General features: G+C 67.1%; 23 protein-coding genes. 9 read left to right on the top strand and 14 right to left on the bottom strand.

From position 1 onward, the window contains the following. Positions 1–78: 78 nt before the first annotated feature. On the bottom strand, positions 79–1,722 hold the full coding sequence (gene groL / locus LI953_RS08805; RefSeq protein WP_227075690.1) for a chaperonin GroEL: 1,644 nt from the start codon (positions 1,720–1,722) through the stop codon (positions 79–81). Between the two features lie 78 nt (positions 1,723–1,800). After that, a complete protein-coding gene (groES, locus tag LI953_RS08800; RefSeq protein WP_227075688.1) occupies positions 1,801–2,091 on the bottom strand; it encodes a co-chaperone GroES in 291 nt (96 codons plus the stop codon). 262 nt (positions 2,092–2,353) lie between these two features. Between groES and LI953_RS08795 the strand changes: the two genes are divergently transcribed. After that, on the top strand, positions 2,354–2,611 hold the full coding sequence (locus LI953_RS08795) for an usg protein (RefSeq protein WP_227075686.1): 258 nt from the start codon (positions 2,354–2,356) through the stop codon (positions 2,609–2,611). 8 nt (positions 2,612–2,619) lie between these two features. Here LI953_RS08795 and LI953_RS08790 read toward each other — a convergent pair whose 3' ends face one another. The 3 genes from LI953_RS08790 to LI953_RS08780 are packed head-to-tail and all read right to left on the bottom strand — an operon-like array spanning position 2,620 to position 6,605. After that, positions 2,620–4,782, bottom strand: a complete 2,163-nt coding sequence (locus LI953_RS08790; protein ID WP_227075685.1) for an RNA degradosome polyphosphate kinase — start codon at positions 4,780–4,782, stop codon at positions 2,620–2,622. Between the two features lie 55 nt (positions 4,783–4,837). Continuing rightward, positions 4,838–5,494 carry a hypothetical protein gene (locus LI953_RS08785; RefSeq protein WP_227075684.1) on the bottom strand — a complete coding sequence of 219 codons (657 nt, stop codon included), beginning with the start codon at positions 5,492–5,494 and terminating at the stop codon, positions 4,838–4,840. Positions 5,495–5,504: 10 nt separating this feature from the next. Beyond that, complete coding sequence (locus LI953_RS08780) at positions 5,505–6,605, bottom strand: AI-2E family transporter (RefSeq protein WP_227075683.1); 1,101 nt, start codon at positions 6,603–6,605, stop codon at positions 5,505–5,507. 104 nt (positions 6,606–6,709) lie between these two features. Here LI953_RS08780 and purM point away from each other — a divergent pair, with 104 nt between their 5' ends. From purM to LI953_RS08765, 3 genes are read left to right on the top strand one after another with little or no spacing between them, the layout of a single operon-like run. Beyond that, positions 6,710–7,741 carry a phosphoribosylformylglycinamidine cyclo-ligase gene (purM, locus tag LI953_RS08775; RefSeq protein ID WP_227075682.1) on the top strand — a complete coding sequence of 344 codons (1,032 nt, stop codon included), beginning with the start codon at positions 6,710–6,712 and terminating at the stop codon, positions 7,739–7,741. Further along, positions 7,738–8,343, top strand: a complete 606-nt coding sequence (gene purN, locus LI953_RS08770) for a phosphoribosylglycinamide formyltransferase (protein ID WP_227075680.1) — start codon at positions 7,738–7,740, stop codon at positions 8,341–8,343. The genes purM and purN overlap by 4 nt, the downstream gene beginning before the upstream one ends. A gap of 44 nt (positions 8,344–8,387) precedes the next feature. Then, positions 8,388–8,552, top strand: a complete 165-nt coding sequence (locus tag LI953_RS08765) for a hypothetical protein (protein ID WP_227075679.1) — start codon at positions 8,388–8,390, stop codon at positions 8,550–8,552. Here the strand turns inward: LI953_RS08765 and LI953_RS08760 are convergent. From LI953_RS08760 to LI953_RS08730, 7 genes are all read right to left on the bottom strand, one after another. After that, the gene (locus LI953_RS08760) at positions 8,549–9,001 is read right to left on the bottom strand and encodes a GNAT family N-acetyltransferase (protein ID WP_227075678.1); all 453 of its coding nucleotides are present in this window, start codon (positions 8,999–9,001) and stop codon (positions 8,549–8,551) included. The two genes, LI953_RS08765 and LI953_RS08760, sit on opposite strands and share 4 nt — an antisense overlap. After that, positions 8,998–9,789: a S49 family peptidase gene (locus tag LI953_RS08755; protein WP_227075677.1), complete on the bottom strand. Its 792-nt coding sequence runs from the start codon at positions 9,787–9,789 to the stop codon at positions 8,998–9,000. The genes LI953_RS08760 and LI953_RS08755 overlap by 4 nt, the downstream gene beginning before the upstream one ends. Positions 9,790–9,804: 15 nt before the next feature. Beyond that, a complete protein-coding gene (locus tag LI953_RS08750) occupies positions 9,805–11,013 on the bottom strand; it encodes a cyclopropane-fatty-acyl-phospholipid synthase family protein (RefSeq protein WP_227075701.1) in 1,209 nt (402 codons plus the stop codon). A 157-nt stretch (positions 11,014–11,170) separates the two neighbouring features. After that, complete coding sequence (rplI, locus tag LI953_RS08745) at positions 11,171–11,731, bottom strand: 50S ribosomal protein L9 (RefSeq protein ID WP_227075676.1); 561 nt, start codon at positions 11,729–11,731, stop codon at positions 11,171–11,173. Between the two features lie 13 nt (positions 11,732–11,744). After that, the gene (rpsR, locus tag LI953_RS08740; RefSeq protein WP_227075675.1) at positions 11,745–12,020 is read right to left on the bottom strand and encodes a 30S ribosomal protein S18; all 276 of its coding nucleotides are present in this window, start codon (positions 12,018–12,020) and stop codon (positions 11,745–11,747) included. Beyond that, positions 12,020–12,493, bottom strand: a complete 474-nt coding sequence (rpsF, locus tag LI953_RS08735) for a 30S ribosomal protein S6 (RefSeq protein ID WP_227075674.1) — start codon at positions 12,491–12,493, stop codon at positions 12,020–12,022. Before rpsF ends, rpsR begins: the two co-directional genes overlap by 1 nt. Positions 12,494–12,647: 154 nt before the next feature. After that, positions 12,648–13,139, bottom strand: a complete 492-nt coding sequence (locus LI953_RS08730; protein ID WP_227075673.1) for a CAP domain-containing protein — start codon at positions 13,137–13,139, stop codon at positions 12,648–12,650. A gap of 250 nt (positions 13,140–13,389) precedes the next feature. Between LI953_RS08730 and LI953_RS08725 the strand changes: the two genes are divergently transcribed. Beyond that, complete coding sequence (locus tag LI953_RS08725; RefSeq protein ID WP_227075672.1) at positions 13,390–13,806, top strand: hypothetical protein; 417 nt, start codon at positions 13,390–13,392, stop codon at positions 13,804–13,806. Positions 13,807–13,878: 72 nt separating this feature from the next. On the opposite strand, the gene LI953_RS08720 is transcribed toward LI953_RS08725, so the two are convergent. Further along, positions 13,879–14,610, bottom strand: coding sequence for a hypothetical protein (locus tag LI953_RS08720; protein WP_227075671.1), 732 nt, complete (start codon positions 14,608–14,610; stop codon positions 13,879–13,881). Positions 14,611–14,683: 73 nt separating this feature from the next. After that, a complete protein-coding gene (locus LI953_RS08715; protein WP_227075670.1) occupies positions 14,684–17,227 on the bottom strand; it encodes a GNAT family N-acetyltransferase in 2,544 nt (847 codons plus the stop codon). 100 nt (positions 17,228–17,327) lie between these two features. On the opposite strand from LI953_RS08715, the gene LI953_RS08710 reads away from it, so the two are divergent. From LI953_RS08710 to LI953_RS08695, 4 genes are read left to right on the top strand one after another with little or no spacing between them, the layout of a single operon-like run. Continuing rightward, complete coding sequence (locus LI953_RS08710) at positions 17,328–18,815, top strand: replicative DNA helicase (protein WP_227075700.1); 1,488 nt, start codon at positions 17,328–17,330, stop codon at positions 18,813–18,815. Positions 18,816–18,819: 4 nt separating this feature from the next. Next, positions 18,820–19,890, top strand: coding sequence for an alanine racemase (alr, locus tag LI953_RS08705; RefSeq protein WP_227075669.1), 1,071 nt, complete (start codon positions 18,820–18,822; stop codon positions 19,888–19,890). Then, positions 19,887–20,672, top strand: a complete 786-nt coding sequence (locus LI953_RS08700; RefSeq protein ID WP_227075666.1) for an ABC transporter permease — start codon at positions 19,887–19,889, stop codon at positions 20,670–20,672. The genes alr and LI953_RS08700 overlap by 4 nt, the downstream gene beginning before the upstream one ends. Next, positions 20,669–21,439 (top strand): ABC transporter ATP-binding protein, encoded by a 771-nt coding sequence (locus LI953_RS08695; RefSeq protein ID WP_227075665.1) that lies wholly within the window; start codon positions 20,669–20,671, stop codon positions 21,437–21,439. The genes LI953_RS08700 and LI953_RS08695 overlap by 4 nt, the downstream gene beginning before the upstream one ends. Positions 21,440–21,442: the final 3 nt, after the last annotated feature.

Raw genomic sequence — 21,442 nt, 5'->3', positions numbered from 1 at the left:
TTATGGCGGGCGCCGCCGCACATGAAAAAACCCCGGGGTTGCCCCCGGGGTTCTTCGTCTTCAGGCTGTGGGGCCGGATTAGAAATCCATGCCGCCCATGCCGCCCATGCCGCCCATGTCGGGGGCAGCCGGGGCCTTCTTCTCCGGCTTCTCGGTCACACCAGCCTCGGTGGTGATGATCAGCGAGGCCACGGAAGCGGCGTCCTGCAGGGCGGTACGCACGACCTTGGCCGGGTCGATGATGCCGGCCTTGACCATGTCCTTGAACTCGCCGTTCTGGGCGTCGAAGCCATAGCTGTAATCGCCATTGTCGAGCACCTTGCCGGCGATCACCGCACCGTCTTCACCGGCGTTCTCGGAGATCTGGCGCAGCGGCACCTGGATGGCGCGGCGGATGATCTCGATACCGGTCTGCTGGTCGTTGTTTTCGGCCGTCAGGTTGGCGAGGATCTGCGAGGCGCGAGCCAGGGCGACGCCGCCGCCCGGCACGATGCCTTCCTCGACCGCCGCGCGGGTGGCGTGCAGCGCGTCGTCCACGCGGTCCTTGCGCTCCTTCACCTCAACCTCGGAGGCGCCGCCGACGCGGATGACGGCCACGCCGCCAGCCAGCTTGGCCAGACGCTCCTGCAGCTTCTCGCGGTCGTAGTCCGAGGTGGTCTCCTCGATCTGCGCGCGGATCTGGTTGCAGCGGCCCTTGATGTCGTCTTGCGCGCCGACACCCTCGATGATCGTGGTGTTCTCTTTCTCGATCAGCACCTTCTTGGCGCGGCCGAGCATGTTCAGCGTCACGCTCTCGAGCTTGATGCCGAGATCCTCGGAGATCACCTGGCCGCCGGTGAGGATCGCGATGTCTTCCAGCATGGCCTTGCGGCGGTCGCCGAAACCAGGCGCCTTGACGGCGGCGATCTTCAGGCCGCCGCGCAGCTTGTTCACCACCAGGGTGGCCAGGGCCTCGCCCTCAACGTCCTCGGCGATGATCATTAGCGGCTTGCCGGTCTGCACCACGGCCTCGAGCAGCGGCAGCAGCGGCTGCAACTGGGAGAGCTTCTTGTCGAAGATCAGGATATACGGGCTGTCGAGATCCGCGATCATCTTCTCCGGGTTGGTGATGAAATAGGGCGAGACATAGCCGCGGTCGAACTGCATGCCCTCGACGACATCGAGCTCGGTCTGGATGCCCTTGGCCTCCTCAACCGTGATCACGCCCTCATTGCCGACCTTCTGCATGGCCTGGGAGATCATCTCGCCGATCTCGGACTCGCCGTTGGCGGAGATCGTGCCAACCTGGGCGGTCTCGGCCGGGGTGGTGATCTTCTTCGAGCGGGTCTTCAGCTCCTCGACCACGGCGGTGACCGCCTTGTCGATGCCACGGCGCAGGTCCATCGGGTTGAGCCCGGCGGCCACGGCCTTCACGCCCTCGCGCACGATGGCCTGGGCCAGCACGGTGGCGGTGGTGGTGCCGTCACCGGCGAGGTCGTTGGTCTTGGAGGCGACTTCGCGGATCAGCTGCGCGCCCAGGTTCTCGAACTTGTCGGACAGCTCGATTTCCTTGGCGACGGACACGCCGTCCTTGGTGATGCGCGGGGCGCCGAACGACTTCTCGATGACCACGTTGCGGCCCTTCGGCCCCAGGGTCACCTTCACGGCATTGGCGAGAACGTCAACGCCACGCACCATGCGGTCGCGGGCGTCGGAACCAAAACGGACTTCTTTGGCAGCCATATGATTAGCTCCTTGAAAATGTTTGAGCGGCCCGGTGCGGCGGCCTCAGCGGCGCGCCACGAAACGGGCGGCGGGAAATCAGGCGATCACGCCCAGGATGTCGGATTCCTTCATGATCAGCAGGTCTTCCCCGTTGACCTTGACCTCGGTGCCGGACCACTTGCCGAACAGCACGCGGTCGCCAGCCTTCACGTCCAGCGGCACCAGGGCGCCGGTCTCGTTGCGGGCGCCGGGGCCAGCGGCCACGACTTCACCTTCCTGCGGCTTTTCCTTGGCGGTGTCGGGAATGATGATGCCGCCCGCCGTCTTTTCCTCGGCGGTGATGCGGCGGACGACCACGCGGTCGTGCAGGGGGCGGAAATTCGCCATGTTTGCTCGCTCCTAAACGTTATTGTCTTAAAAGCTTTACAGCCAGTCCGGCCCGGCACGCGGCACCGCGGCTGTTAGCACTCCCTTTTAGAGAGTGCTACGGATTTAGCGGCGGCGGCGCGGCGAGTCAAGAAACCGCAGCACTCCGGCGTGGCGAGTGCCAAGTTGCTGGAATCGCTCCTTTTCTCCTTGCATCTCGCCCCCGCCTCCGTGGCAGTCTGGGAATCCCGGGGGAATGTTCGGTTCGAAGAAGGGAATGAGCATGAACCTCACCTTGCAGCTGCGCGACTACCGCCTCACCACCGCGGAAATCCTCTACCACATGCCTGATCACCCCGGCCTGTTGCAGAGCTATATCTGGCAGGAGCTGGATCTCGCCCCGCAATACCCGGTGCTGCGGAAATTCCTGGCGTTCTGGACGCGCAATCTGGACGGCAAGCTGCACTCGGTGCGGGTCGGGTCGAGCCGCCTGATCACCCCGGCGCAATGGAACCACGGCACGCTCCACAGCCTGAACTAGGCGCCCCCTCAATCCACCCGGCGCTTGTATTTCGGCTTCGGCCGGTCGGCGGCGAGCCCGCCATGCAGCGCCGAGCCGCGGCCGGAGAGCGACGGGTTGGTCATGAAATATTCATGCGCCGAAGCCGGCGGGTCGCCCGGCGTGACGCGGTGCCAGGTGCCATCGACGTGCAACTCGGAGCTTTGCGCGTCGTCGCGCAGGTTCACGACCATGATCTGGTCGAGGATCTGCGCATGCACCGTGGGGGTATGGATGGGCACGAAGGTCTCCACCCGGTAATCCATGTTGCGCGCCATCCAGTCGGCGGAGGACATGAACACCTTGTTCTCGCGGGAGGGCAGCGAATGCCCGTCGGCGAACACGCAGATGCGCGCATGCTCCAGGAAGCGCCCGACGATCGACTTCACCTTGATCGTCTCGGAGAGGCCGGGCACGCCGGGGCGCAGGCAGCAAATGCCGCGCACGACGATGGAAATGGGCACGCCAGCGCGCGATGCCTCGTAGAGATGGTCGATCAGCTTCTCATCGACCAGCGCGTTCATCTTCAGCCAGATGCCGCTGGGCCGCCCGGCGCGGGCATTGGCGATCTCGGTGTCGATCAGCGTGTCGATCGTCTTGCGCGTGGTGAGCGGCGAGAAGGCGAGTTGCTCCATGATCTCCGGCCGCGCATAGCCGGTCATGTAGTTGAACAGCCGCGCGGCGTCGCGCGTCAGCGCCGGGTCGCAGGTGAAGAAGCTGAGATCGGTGTAAATGCGCGCGGTGATCGGGTGGTAATTGCCGGTGCCGAAATGCGCATAGGCGCGCAGCGTGTTGGCCTCGCGGCGCACCACGTAGCTGATCTTGGCATGCGTCTTCAGCCCGACGAAACCGAACACCACCTGCACGCCCGCAGCCTCCAGCGCGCGGGAGAGGCGGATATTCGCCTCCTCGTCGAAGCGCGCGCGCAGCTCCACCATGGCGGTGACCGATTTGCCCGCCTCGGCCGCCTCGATCAGCGCCTTCACGATCGGGGAGTCGCGGCTGGTGCGGTAGAGCGTCTGCTTGATCGCCACCACCGCCGGGTCCATCGCCGCCTGGCGCAGGAACTGCACCACCACGTCGAAGCTCTCGAACGGGTGATGGACCAAGATATCCTTGGCGCGGATGGCGGCGAAGCAATCGCCGCCGAAATCGCGGATGCGCTCGGGGAAGCGCGCGGTGTAGGGCGGGAACAGCAGATCCGGCCGGTCATCGACGATCAGCTGCTTCACATCGACGAGTCCAACCAGCCCGGTTTCCAGATACACCTCCTCGGCCGGGGCCTCGATCGCGTCGATCACCAGCTCGCGCAGATCGGCGGGCATGTCGGCCTCGAGGGTGAGCTGGATGGCCACGCCGCGGCGGCGGCGCTTGAGCGCGCTCTCATAAGAGCGGACGAGATCCTCCGCCTCCTCCTCAAACTCCACATCCGTGTCGCGGATCACGCGGAACAGGCCGGAGCCCTCCACCGTGAAGCCGGGGAACAGGCGGCCCATGTTCATCGCCACCAGCTCTTCGAGCATGATGAAGCGGATCGGCCCGGCCCCGGCGGGCAGGCGCACGAAACGCTCGATCTGGCTGGGCAGCGGAATCAGCGCCGACATCTGGCCGCGGTCGTCGTCGCGCGTCAGGGTGAGCGCCATCACCAGCCCCATATTGGGGATGAAGGGGAACGGGTGCGCCGGGTCCACCGCCAGCGGGGTAAGCACCGGAAACACGCGCTCCATGAAATACGAATCGAGGAAGGCGGCATCGTCCGAGGTCAGCTCGGCGGCGGCGCAGACCACCAGCCCGGCCTCAGCCAACAGCGCGCGCAGCTCGGCATAGGCCGATTGCTGCGCCGTGATCAGCTCGCGCGCGCGGGCGTTGATGGCGTGCAACTGCTGCGCCGGGCTCAGCCCATCGGCGGAGCGCTCCTGCACCCCGGCGCGCTCCTGCCCGATCAGCCCGGCCACGCGCACGGAATAGAATTCGTCGAGGTTGGAGGCGCTGATGGAGACGAACCGCAGGCGCTCCAGCAGCGGGTGGCGGGGGTTGCGGGCCTCGCCCACCACGCGGAAATTGAAGTCGAGCCAGGAGAGTTCGCGGTTGATGAAGCGGGCCGAGTCATCCAGGCCGATCTGCGGGTGCTCCGCCGGAGTGATGTGATTCATGGCATTATCTCCTTAGCAGCGCGCGCGGTGCCCCGACGTGATCAATTTGTAACAGTTAATCGCCGTCGGCCAGCCCCGCCAGCATTTCCAGCGCCAGGGCGCGGGTCACGCGCGCGCCCTTGTCCATTGCCGCGCGGTCGAGCCGGGCCACGGCCTCGCGGTAATAAGCCGGGGCGCGGGGCAGATGCAGCAGCAGCAAATTGCGCACCGGCACGCTCAGCTGCATCTGGCGCGTGGCGCAGAGCTTGCCGAGCAGCAGGTCCAGCAACTCGTCCTCGGGCGGCAGGATCTCGACGCTCTGCGCCGCGCGCAGCCGGCTGGTGAGGTCGGCCAGCTTATAGGCCATGCGCGCGGGCGGCAGACGCGAGGCGAGCAACACCGGCACCCGCGCCTCGGCGGCGGCGTTGATCAGGTGCAGCAGCGCGCGCGGCTCGTCGGCCAGCTCGGCGTCGTCCACCGCCACCGGCCCATCCGGGCGCACCAACCCGCGCAGCCGCGTGCCTTCGATGATCTGCGCGGCGTTCGCCTTGGCCCAGAGATGCAGCAGATGCGTCTTGCCGCAGCCCGGCTCGCCCCACAGCACCAGCCGGCCATTGCTCCAGGCATCGGGCCGGGCCAGCCATTCGCGCGCCGCCAGGTTGGAGGGGGCGGGACAGAAATCCTCGGGCGCGAAATCCTGCGCCTCGGCGAAAGGCAGCGATAACTGCTTCATGCGCGGGCGCTCACTCGGGGGCGGGGTCGAGATAAAGCGGTGATTGCAGGTAGCGGCGCAGCCAGAAGCGCACCAACGCGCCCAGCGTGGCGGCCACCGGCACCGCCAGCATGATGCCCAGGAACCCGAACACCGCCCCGCCGGCGAACAGCGAGAAGATCACCCAAACCGCAGGCAGGCCCAGACGGTCGCCCAGAAAACGGGGCTGGATGACATAATCATTGATCGTCTGGCCGCAGGCAAACACCAGAAACACCATCAGGATGCCATGCCAGCCCGGGTTTTCATTCAACGAGATCAGCATGGCGGTGATGCCGCCCAGCAGCGTGCCAACATAGGGGATGAACGACAGCACCCCCGCCGCCAGTCCCACGATCAGGCCGAAATCCAGCCCGATCATCGTCAACCCGAGCGCGTAAATCAGCGCCAGCACCATGCAGCAGATCGCCTGGCCGCGAATCCAGGCGGCGAGCACGCGGTTCACTTCAAGCGCCTGCGCGCGGATCACCGCCTCATACGGGCGCGGCAGCCAGATATCGACATGGCGGATGATCGCGGGCCAGTCGCGCAGCAGGTAGAAGGTGACGATGGGGGTGACGATGAGCAGGGTGAGCACGTTCACCACCGCGAACCCGCCGCCGATGATGTTGGTGACCGCCGACCCGGCGAAGGAGACGATGGCGCCCGCCTGATTGGCCGCGATGTCGCGCAGCTTGGCGCTCACCTGGCCGGGGCCGAGGCGCTCCTGCACGCTGCTGATGAAATGCCCGAAATCCTTCTGCGCCGTGCTGATATAGGTCGGCAGGCTCTGCGCCAGCGCCGCCGCCTGATCAGCAATCACCGGGTAGAGCTGCAGGATGAACATGGTGACGAACACGCCCAGCGTCAGCAGCAGCACCAGCGCGCCGATCCAGCGGCGCACGCCCATCGCCTCCAGCCGACTCACCGCGGGGTCGAGAAAATAGGCCAGCCCCGCCGCCATCACAAAAGGCAGCAGGATCGGGGAGAACAGATGGAAGAACAGCCACACACTGAACAGAAAGGCGCCGAGCAGCGCCGCGCGCTGCCAACGCACCCGGCGCCCGCGCGATTCGGGGGAGATTTCGCTCATGGCGCCGCCCGCAGCGATTGCGCCGCGCCAACGCCTGTGATGAAACGCGCCTGTGATTTGGAAGCTGACGCCATGAATGATGGCTTAGCGCATCGGGGGCTTGCATGACTAGCGTGACATACCGGGACGCAGGGGTGGATATCGAGGCGGGGGACGCGCTGGTCGAGGCGATCAAGCCGCTGGCCAAGGCGACCACCCGGGCCGGGGTGATGGGCGGGCTGGGCGGCTTCGGCGCGCTGTTCGACCTGAGGGCGGCGGGCTTCACCGACCCGGTGCTGGTCTCCACCACCGACGGCGTGGGCACCAAGCTGAAAATTGCCATCGAGACCGGCATCCATGATTTCGTGGGCATCGACCTCGTGGCCATGTGCGTCAACGACCTCGTGGTGCAGGGCGCGGCGCCGCTCTTCTTCCTCGACTATTTCGCCACCGGCGCGCTGGACGTGGCCGCCGCCAAGCGGATCATCGCCGGCATCGCCGAGGGCTGCAAACAGGCCGATTGCGCGCTGGTCGGCGGCGAGACCGCCGAAATGCCCGGCATGTACGCGCAGGGCGATTACGACCTCGCCGGGTTCTCGGTGGGCGCGGCGGAGCGCGGCCATCTGCTGCCCGCCAATGTCCGCGCGGGCGACGCCATCCTGGCCCTGCCCTCCTCGGGCGTGCATTCCAACGGTTTCTCGCTGGTCCGGCGAATCTTCAAGGATGCCGGGCTGTCCTGGGACTCCGCCATCCTGGGCGGCCAGCGCGCCGCCGATGTGCTGATGACGCCGACGCGCATCTATGTCCGCCCGATGCTGGCCCTGCACAAGGCCGGGCTGCTCAAGGGCGCCGCCCATATCACCGGCGGCGGCCTTCCCGGCAACCTGCCGCGCGCCCTGCCCGAGGGCTGCGGCGCCGCCCTCACCGGCCCCTGGGCGATGCCGGAAATCTTCCCCTTCCTGGCCAAGACCGCCAATGTCGCGCCGGAGGAAATGCTGCGCGTGTTCAATTGCGGCGTGGGGATGACACTCATCGTCCCCGACGCCGAGGCCGCCGCCAAGGTGCTGCGCGAGGCGGGCGAGCAGCCCTTCCTGCTCGGCCATGTCACCAGCCAGCCCGGCATCGCCATCGAGGGCACGGACAAGCTCTTCGCATGAACAAGGTGAAGGTGGCCGTGCTCATCTCCGGGCGCGGCTCCAACATGGAGGCGCTGATCCGCGCCGCCCAGGCCCCGGATTACCCGGCCGAGATCGTGCTTGTGCTCTCCAACAAGCCCGAGGCGGCGGGGCTGGAGATCGCCCGCGCCCTGGGCGTGCGGGCCGAGGCCGTGCCCGCCAAGCCCTTCGGCAAGGACCGCGAGGCGCATGAGCGCGCGCTGGACGCCAAGCTGCGCGAAGCCGGGGCCGAGATCGTCTGCCTCGCCGGGTATATGCGCCTGCTTACCCCCTATCTGGTGCAAAGCTGGGCCGGGCGGATGCTCAACATCCATCCCAGCCTGCTGCCCGAATTTCCGGGACTGGACACCCATGCCCGCGCCCTGGCGGCGGGGGCGGCGCGGCATGGCTGCACCGTGCATCTGGTCACCGAGGGCATGGATGAAGGCCCGATCGTCGCCCAGGCCGAGGTGACGGTGCTGCCCGGCGACACCGAGGCCAACCTCGCCGCGCGCGTGCTGCAACAAGAGCACCTCCTCTACCCGCGCGCCTTGGCCGAACTCGCCCGCAAAATCCGCTTGCCAGAGGCTGCCCGCCGCCCCTAAATTTTGCCAGAGGATGCAAAATCCGCCAAAATTGGGAGAGATGTATGGCCACGCACACGACACAGCCCACCACCGGGCCTGAAATCCAGGTCGATTTCGACACGCCCTCGAAAAAGGGATGGGATTTCTTCGCCAAATTCCTGTTCGTGAATGTCGTCATCGTCATCGCCGTGCTGCTGCTCATCGGCGCGCTCACGGTTTGGAGCTAATCCGCCGCGATCACCTGGCGCAGCAGCCGCCGCTTGGTGTCGGTGAAGCCCATCTTGCGATAGAGGTCGTAGGCGCGCTGGTTCGGTGCCTCCACCTCCAGCAGCAAGGCGCGGATGCCAAGCTCCCGCGCCGCGGCGATGGCCAATTCCACCGCCCGCCGCCCCAGCCCGCGCCCGCGCAGTTCGGGGCGCAGATAAAGATCGTCGATAAAACCGTCCGCGCCGCCATTCTCGACGCTGTACCCCAGAGTGAGGATGAAGAACCCGGCCGTTTCGCCATCCAGCTCCAGGATATAGGCCGGGGCCAGAGGCTCGCCCGCGGCGACATGGGCGATCGTCGCCTCCGCCGCCGCATCCAGCGGCGAGCCATCCTCCAGGTGAAAATCCCGCGACAGGCGCAGCAGCAACGCGGCGTCAGCGGCGGCGGCACGGCGGGCCGTGAGGCTCACCGCAGCACCGCCATGGCGGCTCGCTCCTCGGCGGCGTCCAGCGCCGCCTCCGCCGCGCCGCGCAGGAAGAAGCGCAAGACGCCGCGCGGCGGACGCGGGCGCAGCCAGACGGGCCGCGCCTTTTCCCCGCCCAATTCCTTCACCACCTGCTCGACATCGCCGAACCCGTCCACCAGCCCCAGCGCCAGCGCCTGACTGCCGAGCATATAGCCGCCGTCGAACACCCTGCCCTCGTCGGCGCTCAGCCGGCTGCCCCGGCGCTCACGCACCCAGGCCTTGAACATCGCATGCGCCTCATCCAGCAGCGCGCGGGTGAAGGCTTCGTCCTCCGGCTTCAGCGGCGCGAACATGTCGTTGCGGCGCTTGTTCTCGCCTGCGGTGAAGATGCGCCGCTCGATGCCATGCTGGGCGATGAACTTGTCCAACCCGAACCCGCCGGTGACGACGCCGATGGAACCGACGATGGAGAGCCGGTTGGCGAGGATGCGATCCGCCGCGCAGGCCAGCCAATAACCGCCCGAGGCGCCGGTATCGCCGATCACCGCCGTCACCTTCACCTTGCCCGCCTCGGCATGGCGGCGGATGAGCTGGCCGATCAGGTCGGATTGCGCGGCCGAGCCGCCGGGGCTCTCGATGGCCAGCACCAGATTTCCGCTCTTCCTGGCCATCGCGAAACCGCGCGCGACGACCTCGGCATAGGCTTCCAGGCTGATCATGCCAGGGCGCGCGGCGATCAGCCCGCGAAACGCGATGACCGGGATTTTGGGGCGCGAGAAGGGCAGTTGCATGCCCTGCAGCTTAATCTACTCCGAAGCCGAGGCAAGCTTGGCCCGCCGCTCCTGCTCAAACATGTAATCGCGCGTCAGCGGCGCCGCCTCCTGGTCGCGCATCAGCTGGATCTGGAAGTTCATATGGTCAGCCAGGCGGAACGACAGCTCGGAGCCTGACAGGTAGAACTCGAACATCCGGCAGAAACGCTCGTCATAAAGCGAGGCGATGGCGTCGCGGTTGGCGGCGAAGCGGCGGCGCCAATGCGCCAGGGTCTTGGCGTAATGCAGGCGCAGGATCTCGATATCGCCCATCACCAGCCCGGAATGCTCGACGACGCTCAGCGCCTCGGACAATGCCGGGGAATAGCCGCCAGGGAAGATATATTTGGCGATCCAGGGATTGGTCGCATCCGGCCCCTCAAACCGTCCGATCGAGTGGATCAGGGCGACGCCATCGGGCTTCAGGCAGCGCTTCACCGTGGCGAAGAAGGCGGGATAATTCGGCACGCCGACATGCTCGAACATGCCGACCGAGACGATCCGGTCGAACTGCCGGTCCATGGCCCGGTAATCCATCAGCTCGAAAGTCACCCGATCCGCCAGCCCGGCCTCGTCGGCACGGGCGCGGGCGGCGGCGAGCTGCTCCTCGGAGAGGGTGATGCCCGTCACCCGCGCGCCATAATCGCGCGCCAAGGTCAGCGCCATGCCACCCCAGCCGCAGCCAATGTCGAGCACGCTCAGGTCCGGCCGGTCCAGCTTCAGCTTGGCGGCGATATGGCGCTTCTTCGCGGCCTGTGCCTCCTCCAGCGTCTCGTCGCCACGCTGGAAATAGGCGCAGGAATATTGCCGGTCACGGTCGAGGAACAACGAATAGAGCCGGCCGTTGAGATCGTAATGATGCGCCACATTATGCTTGGCACGGTGGGCGCCGTTGGCCTGCAGGAGCGGGCGCAGCCATTTGCGCAGGCGCGCATTCATGGTCAGGGCCGGGAGCCGCACATCGCGCAGATTATCCATAACCACGCACAACACGTCGTGGATATTGCCATTCACCGGCACCAAGCCCTGGTCCATATACGCTTCGCCCAAGGCCAGGCCCGGATTCAGCGCCAGGGCGCGCACCGTGGCGGCATCGCGGATCTCGATACCCGCCCTGAACCCCTTGCCATCGCCATATTCGCTGCGCCGCCCATTGGGCCAGATCACCAGAAAGGAGCCGCGGCGCACGAGCCGGGCGAGCATGCGATCAAGTAGCCTTTGCCAGAGCCAGATCACGTCTCTCTCCTGTCTTTGTGGAGATGATTAGCTAGGCAATATTGTCATAAAAAAAAGGTGACGCAACAAAAACGTCCTCCACCCAGGGGATGGAGGACGTTTTTCAACGAAACATGAAGAAGATTTAAGCCTGGGCTTCTGCCTCTTCCTCGCCGAACAGGGGCCCGAGCTCGGGCTTCTCCTCGGCTTCACGCTGGATGGCCTCGCCACGCGCCTGCTTCTCCGCCTCTTCCACGGAGCGGGCGGCGTTCACCTTCACATCGATGATCACTTCCGGGTGCAGCTCAACGCGCACCGCGGAAATGCCCAGCGTCTTGATCGGGTGGACCAGCAGCACCTGGTTGCGGTCGATGCTCAGCCCGGCCGCGGTCGCGGCCTCGGCGATGTCGCGGCTGGAGACGGAGCCATATAGGGCGCCGGCCTCGGAGGCCTGACGGATCAGGGTCACGGTCAGCCCGGCGACGCGCTCGGCCACACGCTCGGCTTCCTCGCGGCGCTTCAGGTTCTGCGCCTCAAGCTGCACGCGCTCGCGCTCAAAGCGCTCCTTGTTCGCCTTGGTGGCGCGCACGGCCTTGCCCTGGGGCAGCAGGTAGTTGCGGGCATAGCCCGGCTTCACCGCCACCAGCTCGCCCATCTGGCCGAGCTTCTCCACGCGCTGCAACAGGATCAGTTCAACGTTTGCCATTGTTCCGGTCTCCTTAGCTCAGCACATACGGCAGCAGGGCCAGGAAGCGGGCGCGCTTGATGGCCTTGGCCAGCTCACGCTGCTTCTTGCCGCTCACCGCGGTGATGCGCGACGGCACGATCTTGCCGCGCTCAGACAGGAAGCGCGACAGCAGGCGCACGTCCTTATAATCGATCACCGGCGCGCCAGCACCGGAGAACGGGCAGGATTTCTTGCGGCGGAAGAACGGGCGGCGGGCCCCCACGGCGGGGCGGCGCAGGCCAACGGTCGGTTCGATGGTGTCGGACATCAGACTTCCTCCTCAGCGCCGTATTCATCGCGGTCGGCGCGATATTCGTCACGCGCGCGGAACTCCTCGCGCTCATCGAAGCCGCGCTTGCGGCCGGACTCGAAGCGGCCAGCCGGCTTCGGCCCGCGGAAAGAACGCTCGCGCTCCTCGGACTTGCGGGACAGAATGGCGGAGGGCTCCTCGGAGATCTCTTCCACGCGCACGGTGAGGAAGCGCAGCACATCCTCGTTCAGGGTCAGCTGGCGCTCCATCTCCTGCACGGCGGCGGAGGGGGCATCCAGACCCAGCAGAATGTAATGGCCCTTGCGGTTCTTCTTGATGCGATAAGCGAGCGAACGCAGGCCCCAATACTCACGCTTCTTGACAGAACCCTGGCCGGCCTCGAGGGCGGCGGTGGCGGCGTCGGCGACGGCGTCGGCCTGCGCCTGGGTGATCTCGCTGCGCGCGATCACCACGGTTTCATATAACGGCATATGTCCCTCCCTACGGCTGATCAGCTCTGGCCCTGGTCTGGGCCCTCCCGGAATTGGGACGAGCATAGCCGGGCGCGATGCCACGCACCCGGCAGGGAAGCGCGGGCTTAAGCACGGATGGCCGCGCAAAACAAGGGGGCCGGGCGGCCCGGCGTTAATAAGCCCGCTCGCCCATCACGTTGCCCGGCGGGTCGTAATCGCAGACCAGCACGTCGCGCCCATTATTCTCGGCGAAGCCGCAACCGACCTCGGTGGTCGAACGCCAGATCATCTGGCTGTAATGGCCGACATCCATCCAATTGCCGGTGGTTGAGATGTCGGGGAAATTGCCATCGGTGAAATTCGCCTCCTCGCTGCCCCACAAATCGACCAGCTGCGCCGGCGACTCGCTGCCCGCCGCGGCCATGGCCAGATTCTGCCCCGAGCCGCTATGCACCAGCTCCCCGATCTCGGCGAGATGGTCCGCCCATTGCTGCGCCTGGTCGGCGAGCTGGTCCGACCAGCGCAACGGCGCCAAGCCGAGGGCGGCGCGATAGGCGTTCTGGGCGGCGAGCACCGAGGCCGGGCCATCCTGGTCATCCTGGGCGTGGGCCGGCAGGGCGAGGGCGAGCGCGGCGAGCAGCGCGGCGATGGGCAGTCTGGTCATGAACATCCTCTGTTGATGCGGCGCAAAAGGCATAAACCGTCCCGCCTCGCCTGATAAAGAGGCCGCCCCTCGGCAGACCCGGAGGAAATCTTCATCCGCCCTTCAGGTGGATGCTTTTTAATCGGCCTTCATACCGTCGCCACATTCTTCCCCCCTTCCGGCCACAAAAAGACCAGACTACAGACCCAGCTTGCGGCCAGATCCGCAATTCAACATCGATTGTATGATCGATTTTCTGAAGGAGTGTTCGATGGAGCGGAAAACCGCAGGATTGCTCGGCGCCTTGGCCGGGGTGGCCGCCCTGGGAGGCACCAGCGCGCAGGCCGCGAGCCGGGCCGCCCCCCCCGCGGAGCCGATGGCCGTGTCATCCTATGCCGACCTGCTCCAACCGGTTCCCAACGCCGTGGAAGCGCTGCGGGCGCATAACGCCGCGCTGATGGAGCAAACCCGCAACACGCCGCCGATGCTGGAGCAGGTGCAATGGGGAGGCGATGAACATCATCACCATCACCACCATCACCACGATTACTATGCGCCGCCACCGCCGCCGCCCGTGTATTACTACGCGCCGCCGCCACCACCGCCGCCCGTCTATTACCACCATCATCACCACCACCACGCGGGGGCGGTGATCATGCTGCCCGGCATCGGCATCAATATTAATTAAGCCCGAAGCGCCATCGGTTTAGGTTGACGCGCAAAGCGCCCGCCTAAACCCATGCCCCCATCGCTTAAAAGCCTAGTCCTCCGCAGCCCGATCCCTGGCCCGGGCCGCGCCCAGGATGCGCCGGTAAGTGCCGTCGAACACCGTATGCGTCGATGAGGTCCAGCGCGTCTCGCGGCCCAGCGTCTCGCGGCTGGCGTGAATCCGGCGAGACTGCATTTCGCGCTCCGCCGCCTCCTCAACCCCCATCGGCTCCAGCACGATCTCCGGCTCGGCCGGCACCACGCAGAACTGCATGAACGGTTCGCCGGGGCGGAACACATGCACGCGCCCCTCGGGCGGGGCCTTGAACACCACGAAATTGATCATCGGCCACCAGGAGGTGCGCAGCAGCGCCGGCACCGCCAGCGGCACGTCATCCGCCTCGCCCAGATAGAAACGCGGATGCGGCTCGGCGCGCACCGCATAACCCTCCGGCACTTTCAGGTCGAGCAGGAGCTGATAGGTGTAAAACCCCTCGCCGAACGAGCGGAACGGCGGCCATTGCATGCCGGGGCTCGGCGCCGGACCAAAATCGCCCTCGAACAAAAACCGGCCATCGCGGCGCGAGACCCGCACTTCGTGGTCGTGAGGGTAGAAAATCTCGATCCCATATTGCGCGCCCTCGACGAAGGGCAGGCAATGCCAGGCCTGCTCATGAGCGCCGTCCTGCCGGGGCTCCTTGGTTCCGCCCCAGCCCGGAACCTCAACCTTGGTGCGGCGAGGCGCGAGGCGCGGCTGATAATGCCGGTATTTGATGATCGTCATGGCTGCATCCAACGAGTAAAATCCGGTTGTGGCGGCAAACCGGGCGTCAATTCAATAGGGTCCGCGACGCGGCTCATAGCACGAGCTTGGCCTCCACCACGTCCGGCTCTTCGGGGATGCGCTGGATGGTGAAGCCCAGGCGCCTGATGAATGCCAGCATCGGCGCGTTATCGGCCAGGATCTGCCCGTCGATCTCGCGCACGCCATGGGCGCGGCCCCAATCGATGACCGCGCGCATCAGCGCCGAGCCCAGCCCCAGCCCCTTGGCCGCGGGCTCCACCGACACCGCGAATTCGGCGCTCAGGCCGTCAGTATCGTCGCGCACCAGCCGGGCCACGCCCATGGTCTCGCCGGTAGCCTCGTTCTTGGCGATGAACGCCATCTCGCGCGTGTAATCGACATCGGTCATGCGGGTGATCTGCTCCACCGGCAGGCTCTTCATCGGCGAGAAGAAGCGGAAGCGCATATCCTCGGGCGTGAGGCGCTTGACCATGGCGATATGCGCGTCGGCATCCTCGGGGCGGATCGGGCGCAGGGTGAATTTATGCCCCTTGGCCTCATAGATGGTGGCCAGCCCGGCCGGATAGGGGGTGATGATCGGCGGCGGGCCGGTCTCGCCGGGGCGGCGCAGCACGATCCGCCCGCTCGCTACCACCGCCCCGCTCGCATGGGCGAAGACCGGGTCGAGATCGAGCAGCGCGATCTCCGGCGTGTCCAGGATGAGCTGGCTGACACGCACCAGCAGCGCCGCGATCGCCTCCAGATCCGCCGCCGCCATCCCGCGATGCGCCGCCAGCTGCGGCGCCACCGCGGCACGGTGGATGAGCGCGCGCGCCAAAGTGAGGTTGAGCGGCGGCAGGTCGGCGGCGAGGCCGGAGACATCCTCCGGGTCCCCCCCGCCCGCGCCGAAACCGATCAGCGGCCCCAGCACCGGATGGTCGGAGACGCGCACGCGCAGCATGGTGCCACGGGGCGCCTGACTCTGCACCACGAAGCCAGCCTTGGCCGGATCGGCGCCACGCTGCGCCAGCCGCGCCAAAATCCCGCGCCCAGCCTCGTGCACGGCGGCGGCATCGGCGAGGTCGAGCACCACCGAGCCGGTGAACAGATGCGTCGGCACCTCGGGGTGCGAGAGCTTCAGCACGGCGGGGAAGCCGAGTTCCGTGGCGGCGGCGGCGGCTTCCTCGGGTGTGGCGACATGGCGGCTGGCGATGGTCTGGACATTATAAGCGCCAACCAGGGCCAGCGCCTCGTCCTGCACCAGCACCTCCTGCCCGCGCGCCCGCGCGGCGGCGATCCGGGCGGCCACGCCGGCCTTGTCCGGGGTGATGCGCAGCACCGCGGCGTCGGGCAGCTCGCGCGCGGCGGCGCGGTTATGGCGGTTGCGCAGCAGGTGGCGGAACCCGGCCACGGCGCTCTCCGGCGTGTCGAAACAGGCGAGCCGCGCTTGGCTCAGCATATGGCGATGACGCAGCCCCAACGCCTCGCCCATCACCGTGATCAGCAGCGGGATCTTCACCGTCTGCGCGCAGGCGATCAGCGCCTCGATCGCGGTATCGCCCTCGGCGTCGCTGGGCGCGTGCACCACCAGAATGCCGCCCACCTCGGGCGCCGAGGCCAGCATCGCGGCGGTGTCGGCCAGCGCCGTCGGCCCCTTGCCGACGAAAATCGGCCCCGACTCTGGCAATTTGCCAAGGGTGAGCGAGAGCACCTGGCGCGTCTCCGGCGAGAGTTCGGCCAGCTTCACGCCCGAGCGCATCGCCTCATCCGCCGCCAGCCAGCCGATGGAGACCGAGTTGGTGATGATCGCAAGGCTGTCGCCGCGCACCGGCTTCACGCGCGTCAGGGTCTCGGCGGCGGCCAGGAACTCGCTGATCGAGGAGGTCAGCAGCACACCGGCGCGGGCCATCGCGGCCTCCAGCGCCGAGGGCAGCTTCTTGCCGGGAAAGCTCATCTGCATGCCCGGCACGATGGCCACCACCGGGCGCAACCGCGCCGCCGCGCGCGCGGCCGAGAAAAACAGCTTGGGGTCGCGCAGCTTGTCGATCTCGACCATGATGGCGGCGGTGCCGGGGTCGCGCGAGAGATGGTCGAGCACCAGCCCGAAGCCGATATCGGTATTGCCGCCAATGCCGATCATATGGCTGAAGCCGACGGCGTTGGGCGCCGCCCAGTCGATCACCGTGCGCGCGATTGAGGAAGACTGCCCGACCAGCGCCATGCGCCCGCGCTGGGGCATGAGCGCGAAGGGCGAGGCGTTCAGCCCCAGCCCCGGCAGCACCATGCCGAAGGAATGCGGCCCAACCACCCGGATGCCCGCCGCGCGCGCCATCTCGCCCAGACCCTTGACCTTGTGCGAGAGCACAAAGGCCCCGCGCGCGCCCATCCGGGCATGGCGCCGCAACGCCGCCGGGATATCCTCCGGTGCGTCGGCGATCAGCGCGACATCGGCGTTCTCCACCGCATCGTCATCGGTGCCGAGCTGGCCGGTGAACCCGCCCGCGCGCAGATTGGCCAGCACGAGCTGGCCAAAGGGCGTGCGCGCGCCGCTCAGGCTGACCCGCTCGGGGTGAAAAAAACGCGCGGCGTCGAAACGCCGTTTTGATGGCATGGCCATGCAGCTCTCCATTTTGGCCCACCATACACTGCATGGCTGCCAGCTTTCCATGACCTATCCCCTGGATGCGGGGCGGATAACCGGGCTAGTATCGGGGCGCATGAATTCGCTCGACACCTCCCCGGCGCTTGGCCTGTCCCAACGGCTGCCCCCCACCAACGTCCAGGCCGAGCAGGCGCTGCTCGGCGCGCTGCTGGCCAATAACAAGGCGTATGAGCGGGTTTCGGAATTCCTCGCCCCAGAGCATTTCGCCGATCCGGTGCATGCGCGCATCTACACCGCCATCCAGCGCCGCTGCGAGGCCGGGCAGATCGCCGACCCGGTGACCCTGCGCGCCGAGTTCGAGCATTCCGGCATGCTCGACGAGGTGGGCGGCACCGCCTATCTGGCCCAGCTGCTCTCGGCCATGGTCGGCATCATCAACGCTGGCGATTATGGCCGCGTGATCCGCGACGCCTGGCTGCGCCGCCAGCTCATCGACATCGGCGAGACGGTGGTGAACCGCGCCTTTGGCGCCGAGCCGGAGCTAGACGGGGCGGGGCAGATCGAGGCGGCGGAGCAAACGCTGTTCAACCTCGCCACCCAGGGCGGGGCGGAGCGCAGCGGCATCAGCTTCCGCCAGGCGCTGACCGAGGCCATCGACCTCGCCTCCAAGGCGTTCCAGAACCAGGGGTCGGTCTCGGGGCTGGATACCGGCCTGCGCGACCTCAACAAGCGCACCGGCGGCCTGCATAAATCCGACCTCGTGATCCTGGCCGGGCGCCCCGGCATGGGCAAGACCGCGCTGGTCACCAAGATCGCCTTCGGCGCCGCCAAGGCGATGCTCGACAATGCCCGCATCGAAAACCCCAACGCCATGGCCAAGGAATGCGTGGCCGTGTTCTCGCTGGAAATGAGCGCCGACCAGCTCGCCACCCGTTTGCTGGCCGAGCAGGCGCGCATCTCGGGCGACAAGATCCGCCGCGGCGAGATCTCGTCGCGCGATTTCGACAATTTCGTGAAGGTCAGCCGCGAGATCGCGGATATCCCGCTGGTCATCGACGACACCCCCGCCATCACCCTCTCGGCCCTGCGCACGCGCTGCCGCCGGTTGCAGCGCACCCACGGGCTGGGGCTGGTGATCGTGGACTATCTGCAGCTCATGCGCCCCGCCGCCGGCACCCGCCCGGAAAGCCGCGTGCTGGAAATCAGCCAGATCACCCAGGGGCTGAAAGCCATCGCCAAAGAGCTGGCGGTGCCGGTGATCGCGCTCTCCCAGCTCTCGCGCTCGGTGGAATCGCGCGACGACAAGCGCCCCCAGCTCTCCGATTTGCGTGAATCCGGCTCGATCGAGCAGGATGCCGACATGGTGATGTTCATCTACCGCGATGAATACTACCTCGCCCAGCGCGAGCCGAAGATCACCGCCTTCGACCGCGACGACAAGTTCCAGGAGGCGCATGAGAAGTGGAAGTCGGACATGCAGAATGTCTACCAGAAGGCCGAGCTGATCATCGCCAAGCAGCGCCACGGCCCCACCGGCAAGATCGACCTGTTCTTCGAGGGCGAGTTCACCCGCTTCGCCGACCTCGACACGCTGCACGAGTAAGCAGTTGACCGCATTGCTGGAAATCGATCTGGGCGCCATTGCCGCCAATTGGCGCCAGCTCGCCGCCATGCATGGCGGCGAGACCGCCGGCGTGGTCAAGGCCAACGCCTATGGGCTGGGCATGGCCGAAATCGCCCCCGCCCTGGCCAAAGCCGGGTGCAAAACCTTCTTCGCCGCGCAGCTCGAAGAGGCGGTGAATCTCCGCCGCCTGCTGCCAGCGGCGCGCATCGCCACGCTGAACGGGCTGTTCCCGCATGCGGCCGCCGATTTTTTCGCGCATGACATCACCCCGGTGCTGAGCTCGCTGCGCGATGTGGAGCTGTGGCACGCCGAGGCCGCTGGGCTGGGCCGCTCGCTGCCCTGCATGCTGCACCTCGATGTCGGTATGAACCGGCTGGGGCTGACGGCGCGCGACCTCGCCCGGCTGCGCGAAACCCCGGCGCTGCTGGCGGGGCTGCGGATCGATTACGTGCTGGCGCATCTGCTCGCCTCCGACGTGCCGGACCACGACGCCAACCCCGCCCAGCTGCGGCGCTTCGCGGAGGCCGCGGCGCAATTTCCCGGCGCCAAACGCAGCCTCGCCAATTCCTCCGGCATGTTCCTGGGCCCCGATTTCCAGACCGACCTCGCCCGCCCCGGCGCCGCGCTTTATGGGCTCAACCCCATCCCCGGCCGCGCCAACCCGATGCGCAGCGTGGTGCGCCTGAGCGCGCCGATCCTACAGATCCGCGAAGTCGCGGCGGGGGAGAGCGTGGGCTACAACGCCACTTGGCGGGCCGCGCGGGCGAGCCGCATCGCCACCATCGGGGTTGGCTACGCCGATGGCTACCACCGCGCCCTGAGCAACGCCGCGCATGCGTATTTTGACGATACCCCGGTCCCCCTGGTAGGCCGGGTGTCAATGGACCTTGCCACTTTCGACGTCACCGACGTGCCCGCCAATCCGGGCGACCCGCTGCTGCTGCTCGGCCCGCATCACGGGGCGGACGCCCTGGCCGCCGAGGCCGGGACGATCGGCTATGAAATCCTCACCGCGCTCGGGCGGCGCTATCAGCGCCGGTATATTGGCGCATGAACAGGCTGCTCAATCTGGTCGCCCTGATCGGCGCGGTGGCCCTCGGCACGGTCGAATTCATCGGCGAGCTGAGCCTGTTCGCGCTCGCCGGGCTGAGCCATATCTTCCGCCCGCCTTATTACCCGCGGCTGGTTGGCAAGGCGTTCCTGGAGATCGGCTATTTCTCGCTGCCGGTGGTGGCGCTCACCGCCGTGTTCACCGGCATGGTGCTGGCGCTGCAATCCTATACCGGCTTCTCCCGCTTCGGGGCGGAGAGCGCGATTGCCTCGGTGGTGGTGCTCTCGGTCACGCGTGAGCTGGGGCCGGTGCTGGCGGGGCTGATGGTCTCGGGCCGCGCCGGGGCGGCGATGGCGGCCGAGCTGGGCACCATGCGCGTCACCGACCAGATCGACGCGCTGACGACCCTCTCCACCGACCCGATGAAATATCTGGTGGCGCCGCGCCTGCTGGCCGCCACCATCGCCCTGCCGCTGCTGGTGGTGCTGGCCGATATTCTCGGCGTGCTCGGCGGCTATCTCGTCGCCACGCAGAAGCTCGGCTTCTCCTCGGGCACCTATCTCATCAGTACCTTCACCAACCTCAAGACCATGGACGTGGCCTCAGGCCTGATCAAGGCGGCGGTGTTCGGCTTCATCATCGCGCTGATGGGCTGCTTCAACGGCTATCGCTCCAAGGGCGGGGCGCAGGGCGTGGGCACCGCCACCACCGCGGCGGTGGTCTCGGCCTCCATCCTCATCCTGGCGCTCGACTACATTCTCACCCAGGTGCTGTTCGTCAAATGAGCCAGCCGAAGATCCGCATCCGCGGCCTGAAGAAAGCGTTCGGCCCCAAGGTGGTGCTGGATGGCGTCGATCTCGACGTGGCGCAAGGCACGGCCATGGTCGTGATCGGCGGCTCGGGAACCGGCAAATCGGTGCTGATCAAATCCATCCTCGGGCTGGTGACGCCGGATTCCGGGGTGATCGAGATCGACGGCGAGGACGTGCTGAAAGCTCCGCCCCAGCGCGCGCGGCAGCTCAGGGCGCAGATCGGCATGCTGTTCCAAAACGGCGCCTTGTTCGATTCGCTCCCCGTATGGGAGAATGTCTGCTTCGGCCTGCTGGCGCAGCGGCGCCTCAACCGCCGCGCCGCGCGCGACAAGGCGGTGCAGGTGCTGGCCCAGGTCGGGCTGGGCGCCGATGTCGCCGGGCTGTCACCCTCCGAATTGTCCGGCGGCATGCAGAAGCGCGTCGGCCTCGCCCGCGCCATCGCCTCGGAACCGGCGATCATGTTCTTCGACGAGCCGACCACGGGGCTTGACCCGATCATGGGCGCGGTGATCGACGAGCTGATCGTCGATTGCGTTAAGCGCCTCGGCTCCACCTCCATCGCCATCACCCACGACATGGCCAGCGCCCAGCGCATCGGCGACAACGCGGCGATGCTCTACCAGGGCCGCGTGAGCTGGACCGGACCGGCCGCCGAGCTGATGACCTGCGCCGACCCGGTGGTGGACCAGTTCACCCATGGCCGCGCGCAAGGGCCGATCCAGATGGCGCTGCGCAAATAAGCG

Source organism: Acidocella sp. KAb 2-4, from assembly GCF_020567705.1.
Taxonomy (GTDB): Bacteria; Pseudomonadota; Alphaproteobacteria; order Acetobacterales; family Acetobacteraceae; genus Acidocella.
Note: the sequence above shows the minus strand (reverse complement) of the source record. Positions and strands in the feature narration are given on the sequence as shown.

What these genes read in the sequence shown, in the direction of transcription:
- groL (WP_227075690.1), bottom strand. Translation starts at nt 1,722, where the DNA reads ATGGCTGCCAAAGAAGTCCGTTTTGGTTCCGACGCCCGCGACCGCATG.
- groES (WP_227075688.1), bottom strand. Translation starts at nt 2,091, where the DNA reads ATGGCGAATTTCCGCCCCCTGCACGACCGCGTGGTCGTCCGCCGCATC.
- LI953_RS08795 (WP_227075686.1), top strand. Translation starts at nt 2,354, where the DNA reads ATGAACCTCACCTTGCAGCTGCGCGACTACCGCCTCACCACCGCGGAA.
- LI953_RS08790 (WP_227075685.1), bottom strand. Translation starts at nt 4,782, where the DNA reads ATGAATCACATCACTCCGGCGGAGCACCCGCAGATCGGCCTGGATGAC.
- LI953_RS08785 (WP_227075684.1), bottom strand. Translation starts at nt 5,494, where the DNA reads ATGAAGCAGTTATCGCTGCCTTTCGCCGAGGCGCAGGATTTCGCGCCC.
- LI953_RS08780 (WP_227075683.1), bottom strand. Translation starts at nt 6,605, where the DNA reads ATGAGCGAAATCTCCCCCGAATCGCGCGGGCGCCGGGTGCGTTGGCAG.
- purM (WP_227075682.1), top strand. Translation starts at nt 6,710, where the DNA reads ATGACTAGCGTGACATACCGGGACGCAGGGGTGGATATCGAGGCGGGG.
- purN (WP_227075680.1), top strand. Translation starts at nt 7,738, where the DNA reads ATGAACAAGGTGAAGGTGGCCGTGCTCATCTCCGGGCGCGGCTCCAAC.
- LI953_RS08765 (WP_227075679.1), top strand. Translation starts at nt 8,388, where the DNA reads ATGGCCACGCACACGACACAGCCCACCACCGGGCCTGAAATCCAGGTC.
- LI953_RS08755 (WP_227075677.1), bottom strand. Translation starts at nt 9,789, where the DNA reads ATGCAACTGCCCTTCTCGCGCCCCAAAATCCCGGTCATCGCGTTTCGC.
- LI953_RS08750 (WP_227075701.1), bottom strand. Translation starts at nt 11,013, where the DNA reads ATGCTCGCCCGGCTCGTGCGCCGCGGCTCCTTTCTGGTGATCTGGCCC.
- rplI (WP_227075676.1), bottom strand. Translation starts at nt 11,731, where the DNA reads ATGGCAAACGTTGAACTGATCCTGTTGCAGCGCGTGGAGAAGCTCGGC.
- rpsR (WP_227075675.1), bottom strand. Translation starts at nt 12,020, where the DNA reads ATGTCCGACACCATCGAACCGACCGTTGGCCTGCGCCGCCCCGCCGTG.
- rpsF (WP_227075674.1), bottom strand. Translation starts at nt 12,493, where the DNA reads ATGCCGTTATATGAAACCGTGGTGATCGCGCGCAGCGAGATCACCCAG.
- LI953_RS08730 (WP_227075673.1), bottom strand. Translation starts at nt 13,139, where the DNA reads ATGACCAGACTGCCCATCGCCGCGCTGCTCGCCGCGCTCGCCCTCGCC.
- LI953_RS08725 (WP_227075672.1), top strand. Translation starts at nt 13,390, where the DNA reads ATGGAGCGGAAAACCGCAGGATTGCTCGGCGCCTTGGCCGGGGTGGCC.
- LI953_RS08720 (WP_227075671.1), bottom strand. Translation starts at nt 14,610, where the DNA reads ATGACGATCATCAAATACCGGCATTATCAGCCGCGCCTCGCGCCTCGC.
- LI953_RS08715 (WP_227075670.1), bottom strand. Translation starts at nt 17,227, where the DNA reads ATGGCCATGCCATCAAAACGGCGTTTCGACGCCGCGCGTTTTTTTCAC.
- LI953_RS08710 (WP_227075700.1), top strand. Translation starts at nt 17,328, where the DNA reads ATGAATTCGCTCGACACCTCCCCGGCGCTTGGCCTGTCCCAACGGCTG.
- LI953_RS08700 (WP_227075666.1), top strand. Translation starts at nt 19,887, where the DNA reads ATGAACAGGCTGCTCAATCTGGTCGCCCTGATCGGCGCGGTGGCCCTC.
- LI953_RS08695 (WP_227075665.1), top strand. Translation starts at nt 20,669, where the DNA reads ATGAGCCAGCCGAAGATCCGCATCCGCGGCCTGAAGAAAGCGTTCGGC.